Annotated in this window: 13 protein-coding genes and 1 pseudogene; 7 read left to right on the plus strand and 7 right to left on the minus strand. The window is 60.3% G+C overall.

Annotation, left to right across the window (positions count from 1 at the left end; all coding sequences use genetic code 11):
* Positions 1 to 58 precede the first annotated feature (58 nt).
* The gene (locus tag ACRESH_RS17850; RefSeq protein ID WP_431743222.1) at positions 59 to 1582 is read right to left on the minus strand and encodes a fumarate hydratase; all 1524 of its coding nucleotides are present in this window, start codon (positions 1580 to 1582) and stop codon (positions 59 to 61) included.
* 252 nt (positions 1583 to 1834) lie between these two features.
* On the opposite strand from ACRESH_RS17850, the gene ACRESH_RS17855 reads away from it, so the two are divergent.
* The gene (locus tag ACRESH_RS17855; protein WP_431743223.1) at positions 1835 to 2773 is read left to right on the plus strand and encodes an iron-sulfur-binding ferredoxin reductase; all 939 of its coding nucleotides are present in this window, start codon (positions 1835 to 1837) and stop codon (positions 2771 to 2773) included.
* Between the two features lie 43 nt (positions 2774 to 2816).
* On the opposite strand, the gene pyk is transcribed toward ACRESH_RS17855, so the two are convergent.
* On the minus strand, positions 2817 to 4268 hold the full coding sequence (gene pyk, locus ACRESH_RS17860) for a pyruvate kinase (protein WP_431743224.1): 1452 nt from the start codon (positions 4266 to 4268) through the stop codon (positions 2817 to 2819).
* A 180-nt stretch (positions 4269 to 4448) separates the two neighbouring features.
* Here pyk and ACRESH_RS17865 point away from each other — a divergent pair, with 180 nt between their 5' ends.
* From ACRESH_RS17865 to sbcB, 3 genes are all read left to right on the plus strand, one after another.
* Positions 4449 to 4835: a tetratricopeptide repeat protein gene (locus ACRESH_RS17865; RefSeq protein ID WP_431743225.1), complete on the plus strand. Its 387-nt coding sequence runs from the start codon at positions 4449 to 4451 to the stop codon at positions 4833 to 4835.
* Between the two features lie 125 nt (positions 4836 to 4960).
* Positions 4961 to 5320 (plus strand): PilZ domain-containing protein, encoded by a 360-nt coding sequence (locus ACRESH_RS17870; protein ID WP_431743226.1) that lies wholly within the window; start codon positions 4961 to 4963, stop codon positions 5318 to 5320.
* A gap of 61 nt (positions 5321 to 5381) precedes the next feature.
* Complete coding sequence (sbcB, locus tag ACRESH_RS17875) at positions 5382 to 6812, plus strand: exodeoxyribonuclease I (protein ID WP_431743227.1); 1431 nt, start codon at positions 5382 to 5384, stop codon at positions 6810 to 6812.
* Between the two features lie 71 nt (positions 6813 to 6883).
* On the opposite strand, the gene mvaT is transcribed toward sbcB, so the two are convergent.
* Positions 6884 to 7261 carry a histone-like nucleoid-structuring protein MvaT gene (mvaT, locus tag ACRESH_RS17880; RefSeq protein ID WP_431743228.1) on the minus strand — a complete coding sequence of 126 codons (378 nt, stop codon included), beginning with the start codon at positions 7259 to 7261 and terminating at the stop codon, positions 6884 to 6886.
* 312 nt (positions 7262 to 7573) lie between these two features.
* Here mvaT and purU point away from each other — a divergent pair, with 312 nt between their 5' ends.
* Together purU and ACRESH_RS17890 are read left to right on the plus strand one after the other, a co-directional pair.
* On the plus strand, positions 7574 to 8425 hold the full coding sequence (purU, locus tag ACRESH_RS17885) for a formyltetrahydrofolate deformylase (protein ID WP_028943351.1): 852 nt from the start codon (positions 7574 to 7576) through the stop codon (positions 8423 to 8425).
* Positions 8426 to 8446: 21 nt separating this feature from the next.
* Entirely contained in the window at positions 8447 to 8608 is a 162-nt protein-coding gene (locus ACRESH_RS17890) for a hypothetical protein (RefSeq protein ID WP_431743229.1), read from the plus strand.
* Here the strand turns inward: ACRESH_RS17890 and ACRESH_RS17895 are convergent.
* The 4 genes and pseudogenes from ACRESH_RS17895 to ACRESH_RS17910 form a co-directional block, all read right to left on the minus strand.
* On the minus strand, positions 8595 to 9362 hold the full coding sequence (locus tag ACRESH_RS17895) for a DUF2334 domain-containing protein (RefSeq protein ID WP_431743230.1): 768 nt from the start codon (positions 9360 to 9362) through the stop codon (positions 8595 to 8597). The genes ACRESH_RS17890 and ACRESH_RS17895 overlap by 14 nt on opposite strands.
* A complete protein-coding gene (locus ACRESH_RS17900; protein WP_431743231.1) occupies positions 9355 to 10476 on the minus strand; it encodes a glycosyltransferase family 4 protein in 1122 nt (373 codons plus the stop codon). The genes ACRESH_RS17895 and ACRESH_RS17900 overlap by 8 nt, the downstream gene beginning before the upstream one ends.
* Positions 10477 to 10621: 145 nt before the next feature.
* The gene (locus ACRESH_RS17905; RefSeq protein ID WP_371261989.1) at positions 10622 to 11386 is read right to left on the minus strand and encodes a methyl-accepting chemotaxis protein; all 765 of its coding nucleotides are present in this window, start codon (positions 11384 to 11386) and stop codon (positions 10622 to 10624) included.
* Positions 11387 to 11479: 93 nt separating this feature from the next.
* A pseudogene (locus ACRESH_RS17910) lies at positions 11480 to 12694 on the minus strand (HAMP domain-containing protein); the annotation flags it as partial.
* On the opposite strand from ACRESH_RS17910, the gene ACRESH_RS17915 reads away from it, so the two are divergent.
* Positions 12672 to 14150: a helicase HerA-like domain-containing protein gene (locus ACRESH_RS17915; protein ID WP_431743232.1), complete on the plus strand. Its 1479-nt coding sequence runs from the start codon at positions 12672 to 12674 to the stop codon at positions 14148 to 14150. The pseudogene ACRESH_RS17910 and the gene ACRESH_RS17915 sit on opposite strands and share 23 nt — an antisense overlap.
* Positions 14151 to 14305 lie beyond the last annotated feature (155 nt).

Consider the following 14305-nt stretch of genomic DNA (forward strand, 5'->3'; position numbering starts at 1 on the left):
ATAAAAAAGCGGCAGGGGAATCACTCCCTGCCGCTTTTCTGTCAGCAAACCCTGAGGTTTACTTCACCTCTACCGCCAAACTTTCAGCGATCTTGCTCTGCCACAGCGCAGGGCCAGTGATGTGCACCGACTCGCCATTGCTGTCCACCGCAACGGTGACCGGCATGTCCTTGACCTCGAACTCGTAGATCGCTTCCATGCCCAGTTCGGCAAAGGCCAGGACCTTGGACTTCTTGATCGCCTGGGCCACCAGGTAGGCGGCGCCGCCGACAGCCATCAGGTACACGGCCTTGTTGTCCTTGATCGCCTCGATCGCAGTCGGGCCACGTTCGGATTTGCCGATCATGCCCAGCAGACCGGTCTGTTCAAGGATCTGACGGGTGAACTTGTCCATCCGCGTAGCGGTGGTCGGGCCGGCAGGGCCCACCACTTCTTCGCGCACCGGATCAACCGGGCCGACGTAGTAGATAAAGCGACCCTTGAGGTCCACCGGCAACTCTTCGCCACGGTTGAGCATCTCGACCATGCGCTTGTGCGCGGCGTCACGACCGGTGAGCATCTTGCCGTTGAGCAGGATGGTCTCGCCCGGCTTCCAGCTCTGCACGTCTTCCGGGGTCAGGGTGTCGAGGTTGACACGGCGGGCCGATGGGCCGGCTTCCCAGACGATTTCCGGGTAGGCGTCCAGCGACGGCGCTTCCAGGTCAGCCGGGCCGGAGCCGTCGAGCACGAAGTGGGCGTGACGGGTGGCGGCGCAGTTGGGGATCATGCACACCGGCAAGGACGCGGCATGGGTCGGGTAGTCCATGATCTTGACGTCGAGCACGGTGGTCAGGCCGCCCAGGCCCTGGGCACCGATGCCCAGCTGGTTGACCTTCTCGAACAGCTCCAGGCGGATCTCTTCGATACGGTTCTGCGGGCCACGGGCCTTGAGCTCGTGGATGTCGATGGATTCCATCAACACTTCCTTGGCCATTACCGCGGCCTTCTCGGCGGTACCGCCGATGCCGATGCCGAGCATGCCCGGCGGGCACCAGCCAGCGCCCATGGTCGGAACGGTCTTGAGCACCCAGTCAACGATCGAGTCGGACGGGTTGAGCATGGCCATCTTCGACTTGTTCTCGGAACCGCCGCCTTTGGCCGCCACGTCCACTTCCACGGTGTTGCCCGGGACGATGGAGTAGTGGATGACCGCCGGGGTGTTGTCCTTGGTGTTCTTGCGCGCGCCTGCCGGGTCGGCAAGGATCGAGGCACGCAGGACGTTTTCCGGCAGGTTGTAGGCGCGACGCACGCCTTCGTTGATCATGTCGTCCAGGCTCATGGTGGCGTCATCCCAGCGCACATCCATGCCGACACGTACGAACACGGTGACGATACCGGTGTCCTGGCAGATCGGGCGGTGGCCGGTGGCACACATGCGCGAGTTGATCAGGATCTGGGCGATGGAGTCGCGCGCGGCGGGCGACTCTTCACGCAGGTAGGCCTCGTGCATGGCCTGGATGAAGTCAACGGGGTGGTAGTACGAAATGAACTGCAGGGCGTCGGCAACGCTCTGAATCAGGTCGTCTTGCTTGATCACGGTCATGCAGCGCGCTCCTCTTAAAGACGGGAACATTCAATAAGGTATTCCGACGCGGACAGGCCGAGGTGTCGAAACGACCTTTCACGGCGCGCCGACGGTCTGGCTGGCGGCGCAAAAAAGGCGCGGCAGTATAGCGTGCATCGGCCCCGGGTACACGTATCAGTGGTCTGACGAAGGTCGCTAAGCGACGGGCACTGTTTTTGCGTAGCGGTGGTTTATGCAAAACTGACGGCTTGTAGGTCCGGGAGACCATCGATGCCTGAATTGCGGGTGGGTGAACAGCAGTGGACGGTGACGCCGGGCAGCAATTTGCTCGATGCCCTCAATGCGGCGGGTTTTTCGGTGCCGTACAGCTGCCGTGCCGGCAGTTGTCATGCCTGTCTGGTGCGCTGCCTGCACGGGCAGCCGCAGGATGCCCGGCCCGATGCGCTGAGTGAGGACCAGCGTCGTTTGGGCTGGCGGTTGTCGTGCCAGTGCCGGGTCGAAGAGGATATGCAGGTTGCCCTGTTCGACCCGCAACAGGATGGCATCGCCGCGACACTGGTCGCGCTCGACTGGCTGAGCCCGACGGTGCTGCGCCTGCGCCTGCAGGCCGAACGGGCATTGCGCTATCAAGCGGGCCAGCACCTGGTGTTGTGGAGCGTCAATGGCGTGGCCCGGCCTTATTCCTTGGCCAGCCTGCCCGGTGCAGAGCGCTTTCTTGAATTCCATCTCGACTGTCGCCAGCCCGGCGCGTTCTGTGATGCGGCGCGCCAACTGCAAGTCGGTGACGTCTTGCGTCTGGGGGAATTGCGCGGCGGTGCACTGCACTACGATGCCGACTGGCAGGAGCGCCCGCTATGGTTGCTGGCCGCAGGTACGGGGTTGGCGCCGTTGTGGGGTATTTTGCGCGAAGCCTTGCGCCAGGAACACCATGGACCGATTCGTCTGCTGCACTTGGCCCATGACAGCCAGGAACACTATCAGGCCGGGGCCTTGGCCGAGCTGGCGGAGCATCACCCGCAGTTGCAGGTGGAGTTGCTCACCCCGCAGGAACTGTCTCAGGCACTGGCAGCGCTACGCTTGCAATCACGGCAGACGATTGCCTTGGCCTGTGGTTCACCCGCCAGCGTCGAGCAGTTTTCCCGTCGATTGTTTCTGGCCGGATTGCCGCGCAATCAGTTGTTTGCCGACATCTTCACCGGACACGCATAAAAACCGCAGCACAGGCTGCGGTTTTTTCATTGCAGGTCAAGTATCAGACCTGCGAATCACCAACATGCAGGATCTTCATGCCGTTGGTACCACCGATGGTGTGGTAGCTGTCGCCTTTGGTCAGGATTGCCCAGTCGCCTGGTTCGACCGCTTCGCGTTTGAGCAGCTCGTCGACTGCGGCCTCGCTGACTTTCTCGGGCGGCAGGGCTGCCGGATCGAAAGCCACCGGGTAGACGCCCCGGAACATTGCTGCGCGGGCCAGGGTGGCGCGGTGCGGCGAAAAGGCGTAGATCGGCACCGAAGAACGCAGGCGCGACATGATCAGCGGGGTGTAGCCACTTTCGGTGAGGGCGATGATCGCCTTGACGCCCGGGAAGTGGTTGGCGGTGTACATGGCGGCCAGGGCGATGCTTTCGTCGCAGCGCTCGAAGCGGGTGTGCAAGCGGTGGCTGGACTTCTGGCTGGTCGGGTGCTTTTCCGCACCCAGGCAGATGCGCGCCATGGCCTGGACGGCTTCGATCGGGTAGGCGCCGGCGGCGCTCTCGGCCGAAAGCATTACCGCGTCGGTGTTGTCGAGCACGGCGTTGGCCACGTCGGACACTTCGGCACGGGTCGGCATCGGATTCTGGATCATCGACTCCATCATCTGCGTGGCGACGATCACGGCCTTGTTGTTGCGGCGGGCGTGCTGGATGATCTTTTTCTGGATCGCGATCAGCTCGGCATCGCCGATTTCCACCCCCAAGTCACCACGGGCGACCATCACTGCATCACTGGCAGCGATCAGGCCGTCGAGGGTTTCGTCATCGGCCACGGCTTCGGCGCGTTCGATCTTGGCCACCAGCCAGGCGCTGCCGCCGGCTTCGTCACGCAGACGACGGGCGTATTCCATATCGCTGGCATCGCGTGGGAACGATACGGCCAGGTAGTCCAGGTCCATCTCGGCTGCCAGCTTGATGTCAGCCTTGTCTTTTTCTGTCAGGGCCGGGGCGGTCAGGCCGCCGCCTCTGCGGTTGATGCCTTTGTGGTCGGACAGTGGGCCGCCGATCAGCACCGAGCAGTGCAGGGCGTCGCTGGTGGCGGTTTCTACCCGCATTACCACGCGGCCGTCGTCGAGCAGCAGCTCGTCACCGACGCCGCAGTCCTTGACCAGGTCTGGATAGTCGATACCGACGATATCCTGATTGCCTTCGGTCAGCGGGTGGGCGGTGGAGAAGGTGAAGCGATCACCGACTTTCAGTTCGATGCGCTTATTGGTGAATTTGGCGATACGAATCTTCGGACCTTGCAGGTCGCCGAGCAGCGCTACATGGCGACCCAGGCGCGCAGCGATCTCGCGGATCAGGCGAGCGCGGGCCTTGTGCTCATCGGGCGTGCCGTGGGAGAAGTTCAGGCGAGCGACATCCAGGCCGGCAAGAATCAGTTGTTCGATAACTTCCGGCGAGTTGCTGGCGGGGCCAAGGGTGGCGACGATTTTGGTACGGCGGATGGTCATGCACAGACTCCTATAGTGAAGCGCAGCGAAAGGCTACTCTGGAATTTCGCTGTAGTCATTGTTCCTTTGCACTACCTGCCGGGGGATGGGGGTAGCGTTTGAACGGCAAGTCCGCCGCTGGCAGCGGTCTATAGATTTTCCGGACAACGCCGATAAACTGCTCAATACAGGAGATTCCCCATGCGAGCCTTGATCGTTCTAGCCCTGGCGACCAGTGTCGTCGGCTGCACCCGTTGGTCGATGGACCATCATCTGAACAATGCCTACCGCGCCTATGATCGCGGCAACTGCGAGCGGGTCATGCTCGAGTTGTCGCAGGTCGACCGGACCAGCCGCGCCCGGCCGTTCATCCATCCCGAAGTGTCGATGCTGCGTGGCCAGTGCCTGGAGCGGCAGAAACTCTACGTCGATGCCGCGCAGACCTACCAGTACCTCATTGCGCGCTACCCGCAGAACGAATACGCCTACCGTGCCCGCGCCCGCCTGCAGACCCTGGAGCAATTGGGGCACTTGCGCAGCGGCGAGGCAGCCATTGCCCGACCGGCCAGCACCACGCCTTGGCGTTAATACTAAAGTGTTCGGAGCCGATTGTGACGCCTGGGTCAGGTTGCGCTAATCTTATTGCTGAAACATACGCACATCAGCAGCACTAGCGCGGCCCTGCTAAAGGGTCTCCGACAGCGATCCCGATCATGTTTGACGAGCGCCGCATCGAGCGTCATCAGCTCCCTTACTTCCTCAAAGTCTTCAACCGCTTTACCGATCAGCCCATTGGCTACCTGGGTAACGTATCCGAAGAAGGCCTGATGCTGATCAGTCAGCTACCCCTGTTGGTCGGCCCGGACTTCGAGCTGCAATTGAAAGTGCTTGGCCGCAGCGGGGGCGTGCACCTGATCAACCTGACCGCCAGTTGCCTGTGGTGTCATGAAGATGAGACGCCGGGTCACTACGATGCCGGGTTCATGCTGCTGCAGGCACCGAGCGAATACGCGCAGCTGGTGCGGGCCCTGCGTAACTATTTCAGTTTCTATCCATTGGCTGCCTCGGCCTGAGGCTGGCCGTGGCGGGCGAGTAGCCCTAGACTCTGGTCGATCTTATGTTCAGGACGACCCCGTGAGCACCAGCATTTTCTGGCATGATTACGAAACCACCGGTATCAATCCGCGCAATGACCGGCCCCTGCAGGTAGCTGGCGTGCGCACCGATCTCGACCTCAACGAGATCGAAGCGCCGATCAATTTCTACTGCCAACCCAGTGATGACATCCTGCCGCACCCGGCTGCTTGCCTAGTCACCGGGATCACTCCAGCACAGTTGGCCAGCCAGGGCCTGAACGAAGCCGAGTTCATGACCCGCGTGCACGCCGAACAGGCCCGTCCAGGTACCTGTGGTGCTGGCTATAACAGCCTGCGCTTTGATGATGAAGTCACCCGTTACAGCCTGTATCGCAACTTCTTCGATCCGTATGCCCGCGAGTGGCAAGGTGGCAACAGCCGTTGGGACCTGATTGATGTGGTGCGCGCAGCCTATGCCTTGCGCCCGGATGGTATCGTCTGGCCCGAGCAGGAGGGACGTGTCAGCTTGCGCCTGGAACTGCTGACGGCGGCCAATGGTATCGATCATGGCCAGGCCCATGAGGCCCTCAGTGATGTGCGGGCCACCATTGCGCTTGCTCGATTGATCCGAGAGAAACAGCCGAAGCTATATGACTGGTTGTTTCAACTACGCAGTAAACAGAAAGTCCTGGATCAAATCCGCTTGCTGCAACCTCTAGTACATATTTCCGGACGTTTCTCTGCGGCGCGCAATTATCTGGGGGTAGTCCTGCCGCTTGCCTGGCATCCGCGTAACCGTAATGCCTTGATTGTCTGTGACCTGGGCATGGATCCACAACCCTTGTTACAAGAGGAGGGAGAGTCGCTGCGTCAGCGTTTATACACGCGACGCGAAGAAATACCTGAAGGACAATTACCGGTCCCCTTGAAGTTGGTGCATGTCAATCGTTGTCCAGTTGTTGCTCCGCTCACTGTATTACGCGCGCAAGATCAGCAACGTCTGGAGCTGGATATGTCCTTGTTGCAAGCGCGGGCATCAAGCCTGATAGCGGCTCAGGGGATCTGGCAGGGTAAGTTGCAAACCCTTTATCGCGAGGAAGAATTTGCCCCTTGCGAAGATCCGGAGCAGCAGTTGTATGACGGTTTTATCGGTGATCGCGACAGGCGCTTGTGTGAGCAAGTACGCAGTGTCGATCCACGACAGTTGGGGCACGGGCATTGGATGTTCGACGATGAACGCTTGCCCGAATTGCTGTTTCGCTATCGCGCACGCAATTTTATCGAAACCTTGAATGAGCAGGAGTTACAGCGCTGGCAGCTGTTTTGTCAGCAGCGCTTGACCGATCCACAGCGGGGCGCGCCAAACACCGTTGGCGATTTCGAACAGGCCCTACAGGCGTGCTGGGAACAGGCCGACGCCGCTCAGCGGGAATTGCTCGGACATTGGCGGGCGCATGCCCAGGCGTTGAAGTTGCGATTGGGGTTGTAAGCGACGGTCGAAAAAAACGCCAGCAAGCTGGCGTTTTTTTATCAGTGCAAACGAATTACAGTGACGGGTAATTAACCCAGCAGGGTTGCCCAGCCTTCAACCACATCGCCACCCCACTTGGCTTTCCACTCTTTCAGGGTTTTGTGGTTGCCGCCTTTGGTTTCGATGACTTCACCGTTGTGCGGGTTCTTGTATTGCTTGACCTTGCGCGCGCGCTTGGTGCCGGTGGTTTTAACAGCGCCGCGAGGTGCTTTGCCCGATTTCGCTTCAGGGTCGAGCAGTGCAATGATATCGCGCAGCGACTTCTGATATTCGCCCATCAGGTTGCGCAGTTTGCCTTCGAACTCCAGCTCTTTCTTCAGCTTGTCGTCATTCGACAGATTTGCCAGGCGTGCCTGCAGCTCTTTGATGGCTTCTTCGGTGGCGCGGTATTCGTTGATCAGGGACATTGGGTGATCCTTGGAAGTGGGGAAATCAGGTAGACAGTGGGGCAATAATAGTCAGAGCGTACTGCCAAGTAAACATTAAACTTGGCAATCAATCAGTGAGCGGTTAAATCGACCCGATAAATTGGATTAAAAAAATTTACAAACTAAGACTGGCAGTTAACAGTTAATTTGAGGCTACCCCGCATGAACCGCAGCTTCGGCCAGCACTCAGGCACTCCACGCGCAGGCGACAGGACGTGCGCATTCCCTACTGCAGTTTTTCCGGGCACTCGTTAGAATGAACACCTTTGCGAAGTATCTGGAGTCCCTTTCATGCGCACCTATCGGCTGGTGATTGCTTGCCCCGACCGCGTTGGCATCGTCGCCAAAGTCAGTAATTTCCTGGCGTCCTATAACGGCTGGATCAACGAAGCGAGCCATCATTCCGATGAGCAGAGCGGTTGGTTTTTCATGCGTCACGAAATCCGCGCGCAAACCCTGCCATTTGGCATTGAGGCTTTTCGCGAAGCGTTCGCCCCGATTGCCGAAGAATTCTCCATGGTCTGGCGTATCACCGACACCGACCAGAAGAAGCGCGTAGTGCTGATGGCCAGCCGGGAATCCCACTGCCTGGCTGACTTGCTGCACCGCTGGCACGCCAAAGAACTCGATTGCGATATTCCCTGCGTGATTTCCAACCACAACGACCTGCGCAGCATGGTCGAGTGGCATGGCATTCCATTCTTCCATGTACCGGTCGACCCGCAGGACAAGCAACCTGCGTTTGCCGAAGTTTCGCGCCTGGTCAAGGAACACGGTGCCGATGTCGTGGTGCTGGCGCGCTACATGCAGATCTTGCCGCCGCAACTCTGCCAGGAATATGCCCAGCAGGTGATCAACATTCACCACAGCTTCCTGCCCTCGTTCGTCGGTGCCAAGCCTTATCACCAGGCGTCATTGCGTGGTGTGAAGCTGATCGGTGCGACCTGCCACTATGTGACCGAAGAGCTGGATGCCGGTCCCATCATCGAGCAGGACGTGGTGCGGGTCAGCCACAGTGACAGTATCGAGGACATGGTTCGATTCGGCCGTGACGTCGAGAAGATGGTGTTGGCGCGTGGCTTGCGCTATCACCTGGAAGACCGTGTGCTGGTTCATGGCAACAAGACGGTGGTTTTCAACTAATCCGCGTAAGGAGGTTGCAGCATGGCCGATCCTTTCGACAGGGCAACCTCCAAAGCCCCGCAGACCCTCGGCGAGGGCTGCTTGAGCCGTTACGACCCAGAAGCGCTGGACAGCGAGGATGGCACCGATTTTCCCGGTGCGGCCGAACTCTGGGAGCAGTTGCAAGCCCCTAATGCCGACTAGCCAGCCAGGCAGATTTGGTCAGGGGCGTGCGGCCCTGGCGCAACAGGTGTTGCAAGGTTTGCATCCAGTAGCGACGGGATAAACCATGGCGCATATCCACCGGATGCAACCCCAGGCGTATCACCGGCGCTTGTTGCAGGCGGGCGCTATGCAGGTCGCAGACGATCCTCGACAGGCCCCTGCGCCAGGGATTACTGGCACTCCAGACCAGGCCGGGGGCGGCAACCGAAGTGAAATCCGGCAGGCGATAGAAGTGTTGCGGATCGCTAGTGTACTGCAAAGGGAGGGTACTCAATGCCTGACGCGTGCCTTCGCTCATCAACCAGGCCGGGGCGACGAAGCCTGCCAGTGGCCATCCGAAACGCTGAAACAGTGCCATGCCGGCCTCCAGGCGCTCCAGGGCGGTGGCTTGGTCAAGGTGGTAGAACTCGCCTTCGCAGGTATAGATACGGCGCATGAAGTAGTCCCGCGCCGAGCGTGGCGGCGGGTTGTCATCGACATGGTAAAAACCGTGCAATACCAACTCGTCGCCACGCTGCAGGCGCCGGTCAAGCATTTGCCGAAAACCACTCGCCAGTGCCAGTGGATGGCGTTTGTGGAAATTCGGCACCACCAGCCAGGTCATAGGGATGTCGCCCAAGGCATCCACTGCCTCGACGAACGGCTGGTAGTCCGGCCAAGTGTGCGGAGCGACGTCATGCAGCACCAGCAGCAGGCTTCTCCCAGCGGGTTGGCTGATGGTGTGATCAGCCATGAGCGCGTACCGGCAGCTCATGGCCGAGCACTGCCCGGTAGTGGGCCAGCAGGCCGTTGACCACGCTGTCCCAGGCGTAGTGCTGCTCGACCTGTTGGCGCGCCTGCAGGCCGAGCTGCGGCGCACCTTCTTCGAACACTTCGCGCACCGCCCTGGCCATGGCCTGGCCGTCATTGGGCGGACACAGGCGGCCAAATCGGTTGTCGAGGATTTCCTCGAAAGCACCTGCGGCCACGGCAATCACGGGAATCGCGCTGGCCATGGCTTCGAGGATGACCAGGCCAAAGGTCTCCTGATCGCCAGCATGCACCAGGGCGTCGGCACTGGCCAGCAGGCGGGCAACTTCGTTGGCCGGGCAGAAATGGTCGATGACACTGACATTGGCCGGCACGTTGGAGGGCATGTGCGAGCCAACCAGCAACAGGTGATAGTGCCTGCCCAGGCGTTGCATGCAGTCGAGCAGCACAGGCAGGTTTTTCTCTCGCGAGCCGCGGCCGGCAAATATCAGCAGGCGCGTACTGTCGGCGATGTGCAATTGCCGACGCAGGTCTGGGTCGCGGCGTTGCGGGTGAAAGGTGGCAAGGTCTACACCTAGGCGCTGTACATGCACATTGCCGATACCCAGACAGCGCAGTTTATTGGCCATCACCAGGCTTGGGGCCAGGACCCGGTCGAAATTACCATACAATTTGCTGACATAGGCCTCGACATTGGGGGTGAACCAGCTACCCATGCGATTGCTGACCAGCAGCGGCAGGTCGGAGTGGTAGAAGCCAATGACCGGTACATCGAGCTGGCGTCTGGCATCCAGCGCTGCCCAGGCGGTCAGGTAAGGGTCGCCGACCTCGATCAGGTCCGGCTGCAGGTCCTGGAGCATGTTGCGCCAGGGGGCCAGGCGCAACGGAAAGCGATAGCCATTGCCGAACGGCAGGGCGGGTGCCGGCACTTGGTAGATGCCGTTGGCATGCTGGGTGCTGGCCCCGGGGATCAACAGACTGTGACGGACTCCGGGGGTGAGCCCCAAGCGGCGATGTTTGGCATCAAGATAGGTACGCACGCCGCCACTGGCGGGGGCGTAGAACATGGTGATGTCAGCGATGTGCACGATCAGCATCCCTCCGAGATCGTCTTCAGAGAGTATCATCTGGCATTGGCTTGCAGCGGATGACGCGCCCTAAGGTTGACCTTCTATAAAGGATAGTTTGTTCGATCGCGTTGCGGGGGGAGGGGCAGCGGCGCGCGCCGCTGCCCGCTGACACTCAGATGCGGAAGCTGCCGACCAGCTGTTTCAGGCGGCTGGCCTGTTGCTCCAGGTCGGCGCAGGCGCGCAGGGTCGATTGCAGGTTTTCGACCCCTTCCTGGTTGAGCATGTTGATCTCGTTGATGTCCATGTTGATCGAGTCGACCACGGCAGTCTGTTCTTCGGTGGCGGTGGCCACCGACTGGTTCATACCGTCGATCTCGCCGATGCGCAGGGTTACGCTGCCCAGGCGTTCGCCGGCCTGGTTGGCGATCTCGACGCTGTCCTGGCTGTGGCGTTGGCTTTGGCCCATGGTGTCGACCGACTCACGGGCGCCAACCTGTAGCTCTTCGATCATGTTCTGCACTTGCTGCGCCGACTCCTGAGTACGGTGAGCAAGGTTGCGCACTTCATCCGCGACCACGGCGAAACCGCGCCCGGCCTCACCGGCCCGGGCCGCTTCAATTGCGGCGTTGAGGGCCAGCAGGTTGGTCTGCTGGGAGATGCTGGTGATCACTTCGAGGATCTGACCGATGTTTACGGTCTTGCTGTTGAGCGTCTCGATGTGCGAGCTGGACGTGCAGATCAAGTCCGACAGACGGTTCATGGCTGCAATGCTGCGATCGACTACCTGCTGGCCTTCTTCGGCCAGGTGACGTGCCGAGCTTGCCTGCTGCGAGGCCTGGGCGGCGTTATGCGCGATCTCCTGGGCAGCAGCGCCAAGCTGATTGATCGCGGCCGCGACGCTGTTGGTGCGGTTGGACTGCTCGTCGGAGTTGACCATCGACGAGTTGGACGCGCTAACCACCCGCAGCGCCACTTCGTTGACCTGCTCGGTGGCCGAAGACACTTCGCGGATCGAGCTGTGAATACGTTCGACGAAACGGTTGAAGGCGGTGCCGAGGATGCCGAACTCGTCCTGGCTGTGCAGGGTCAGGCGCTTGGTCAGGTCACCTTCGCCTTCGGCGATGTCTTCCATGGCCCGGGTCATGGTGTGCAGCGGCTGCAGCAGCACGCGGATCAACAGGCCGAGCAGGGCAATGATGATCACCACCGCAACCAGAGTAGCAATCACTGCCGAGGTACGGAACTTGCTGAGCATCGAGTAGGCCTTGTCCTTGTCAATGGACAGGCCGATGTACCAGTTGGCTGAAGGCAGACCCTTGACCGGGGCGAAGGTCAGCAAGCGGGTTTCGCCGTTAAGCTGAACTTCGCTCAGGTCCTTGCTCAGGCGCGGGGTATTCTGTGGGAACAGATCCGTCAGGGACTTCATCACCAGGTTCTTGTCCGGGTGCACAAGGATCGTGCCTTGGTCGTTGACCAGGAAGGCATAGCCCATGCCGCCGAAGTTCAGCGAATTGATGATGTCGGTCAGGCCGTCCAGGGCCAAGTCGCCGCCGACCACACCGATGTTGCGCGCGGCAGTGGCCACGACTGAAATCACCATTTTGCCGGTGCTGACGTCAACATAAGGCTCGGTCAGGATCGGACCGTTGGCCGCCACCCCGTCCTTGTACCAGGGCCGCACACGCGGGTCATAACCGTCAGGCATCTTGGTCTGCGGGCGAATGGTGAAGCCACCGTTGACGTCACCCAGGTAGATCGTCAGAAAACTCGAGACCAGGGCTTGTTGACCCAGCAGGGTGCCGACCTTTTCGGCGTCGGGAAACGCGGCTATGTTCTGCGCCACGTTCTGCACGAGCAGGATGCGTCCATCAAACAGGTTTTTAATGTTGGTTGATGTGGTATCGCCCATCTCTGCGAGATAACGTTCCAGATCTTCACGAATCGCATTGCGCTGCAGGAAATCGTTGTACAAAGTGAAGAGTGTGAATGCGATCATGACGATCAGAGAAGCGGCCAGAAGGATCTTGTGGCTGAATCGGAGGCTTTTGTTCATAACGTGTCGGTCCGCTAAGGTTTTATTATCCGGGTCGTTCGCACAAAGAACAGTTTGAAAGCAGTGCAGGTCCCCTTTCCTTGTCGGGCTTATCCTGTCTTTCTGGTGGTCTATCGCTAATGAGATATCGGCCGATTCGAGCCAAAGCTTAAATAGAGGGTGAAAAAACATGCCTGACTCTTCGCAGTTCATTCTCGGTGCTGACCTCAATGGTCAAGCGGTTGCCCAGGCCATGCGCCTGGCCAATCGTCATGGCTTGGTCGCCGGTGCCACCGGTACGGGCAAAACCGTGACCCTGCAGCACATGGCCGAGGCCTTCAGCGATGCCGGGGTGGCGGTGTTCGCCGCCGACGTCAAAGGCGATCTGTGTGGCCTGGGCGCAGTCGGCAACCCTCAGGGCAAGGTCGCCGAACGCATTGCCGGGATGCCCTGGCTTGGGCATCGGCCGCAGGCTTATCCGGTCAGCCTGTGGGATATTCATGGGCAGTCCGGTCATCCGCTGCGCACCACCCTCACCGAAATGGGCCCTTTGCTGCTGGGCAACTTGCTGGAACTGACCGATAGCCAGCAGGCGGCGCTCTATGCCGCATTCAAAGTGGCCGATCGCGAAGGTTTGCTGCTGCTCGATATCAAGGATCTCAAGGCGCTGCTTGCGCACCTCAAGGACAATCCGCAACTGTTGGGCGAAGACAGTGCGCTGATGACCACCGGTTCCAGCCAAGCCCTGCTGCGGCGCCTGGCCACCCTGGAACAGCAGGGTGCCGAGGCGTTGTTCGGTGAGCCGGCTTTGCAGCTGGAAGATCTGCTGCGTCCTGATCCCGACGGTCGCGGGCGCATCCATCTGCTGGACGCCAGCCGTCTGGTGCATGAGGCGCCAAAGGTCTATGCGACCTTCCTGTTGTGGCTGCTGGCCGAGTTGTTCGAGCAGTTGCCTGAGCGTGGCGATGCTGACAAACCATTGCTGGCACTGTTCTTCGATGAAGCGCACCTGTTGTTCAACGGCACGCCCAAGGCCTTGCAGGATCGTCTGGAACAGGTCGTTCGGCTGATTCGCTCCAAGGGTGTCGGTGTCTACTTCGTTACCCAGTCACCGAGCGACCTGCCGGATGATGTCCTGGCGCAACTGGGCTTGCGTATCCAGCACGGCCTGCGAGCTTTCACCGCCAAGGAGCAGAAATCCTTGAAGGCGGTGGCCGATGGATTCCGTCCCAACCCCGATTTTGACACCTTGAGCGTGCTGACCGAGCTTGGCATTGGTGAGGCGCTCGTCGGTACCCTGCAGGACAAGGGGACGCCGGGCATGGTTCAGCGGGTATTGATCGCGCCGCCGCAGTCGCGTATTGGGCCACTGAGCGAGGCTGAACGCGCCGCGTTGATTGCCGCATCGCCCCTGGCCGGGCGCTATGACAAACCGGTGGACCGCGAGTCGGCTTACGAAATGCTCAACGCCCGCAAGGGCGGGGTAGCGCAGCCTGAACAGACACCAGCGGCCACCGAAGACAGCTTCGCCGACAAGGCTGGCGAATTCCTCCAGAGCGCGGCGGGGCAAGCGATCAAGTCGGCGGTGCGCCAGGCGGCCAACCAGTTCGGGCGTCAGCTGGTGCGTGGTTTGATGGGCTCATTGCTCGGTGGCAGCAAGCGCCGCTAACCACAGCAGCTACAAAAAAGGCGCCCGAACAGACTGTGTGAAAACCTAGCAATCTGCCCGGCCCTTTAAGAGAATGCTCCGTATCGAAGGATACGGAGCATTTTTCGTTATGGCCTACATACAAGGAGAGTCCCGCAGCCAGACCAGCCTGTTCC

The sequence above is a fragment of the Pseudomonas sp. genome, assembly GCF_050739775.1.
Lineage (GTDB): Bacteria > Pseudomonadota > Gammaproteobacteria > Pseudomonadales > Pseudomonadaceae > Aquipseudomonas.

Excerpts from the sequence above, each read along its gene's own strand:
- ACRESH_RS17890 (WP_431743229.1), top strand. The coding sequence starts at position 8,447 with ATGGCCGATCCTTTCGACAGGGCAACCTCCAAAGCCCCGCAGACCCTC.
- ACRESH_RS17915 (WP_431743232.1), top strand. The coding sequence starts at position 12,672 with ATGCCTGACTCTTCGCAGTTCATTCTCGGTGCTGACCTCAATGGTCAA.
- ACRESH_RS17850 (WP_431743222.1), bottom strand. The coding sequence starts at position 1,582 with ATGACCGTGATCAAGCAAGACGACCTGATTCAGAGCGTTGCCGACGCC.
- ACRESH_RS17900 (WP_431743231.1), bottom strand. The coding sequence starts at position 10,476 with ATGCTGATCGTGCACATCGCTGACATCACCATGTTCTACGCCCCCGCC.
- mvaT (WP_431743228.1), bottom strand. The coding sequence starts at position 7,261 with ATGTCCCTGATCAACGAATACCGCGCCACCGAAGAAGCCATCAAAGAG.
- ACRESH_RS17865 (WP_431743225.1), top strand. The coding sequence starts at position 4,449 with ATGCGAGCCTTGATCGTTCTAGCCCTGGCGACCAGTGTCGTCGGCTGC.
- ACRESH_RS17895 (WP_431743230.1), bottom strand. The coding sequence starts at position 9,362 with ATGGCTGATCACACCATCAGCCAACCCGCTGGGAGAAGCCTGCTGCTG.
- ACRESH_RS17855 (WP_431743223.1), top strand. The coding sequence starts at position 1,835 with ATGCCTGAATTGCGGGTGGGTGAACAGCAGTGGACGGTGACGCCGGGC.
- ACRESH_RS17870 (WP_431743226.1), top strand. The coding sequence starts at position 4,961 with ATGTTTGACGAGCGCCGCATCGAGCGTCATCAGCTCCCTTACTTCCTC.
- purU (WP_028943351.1), top strand. The coding sequence starts at position 7,574 with ATGCGCACCTATCGGCTGGTGATTGCTTGCCCCGACCGCGTTGGCATC.
- ACRESH_RS17905 (WP_371261989.1), bottom strand. The coding sequence starts at position 11,386 with ATGGTCAACTCCGACGAGCAGTCCAACCGCACCAACAGCGTCGCGGCC.
- pyk (WP_431743224.1), bottom strand. The coding sequence starts at position 4,268 with ATGACCATCCGCCGTACCAAAATCGTCGCCACCCTTGGCCCCGCCAGC.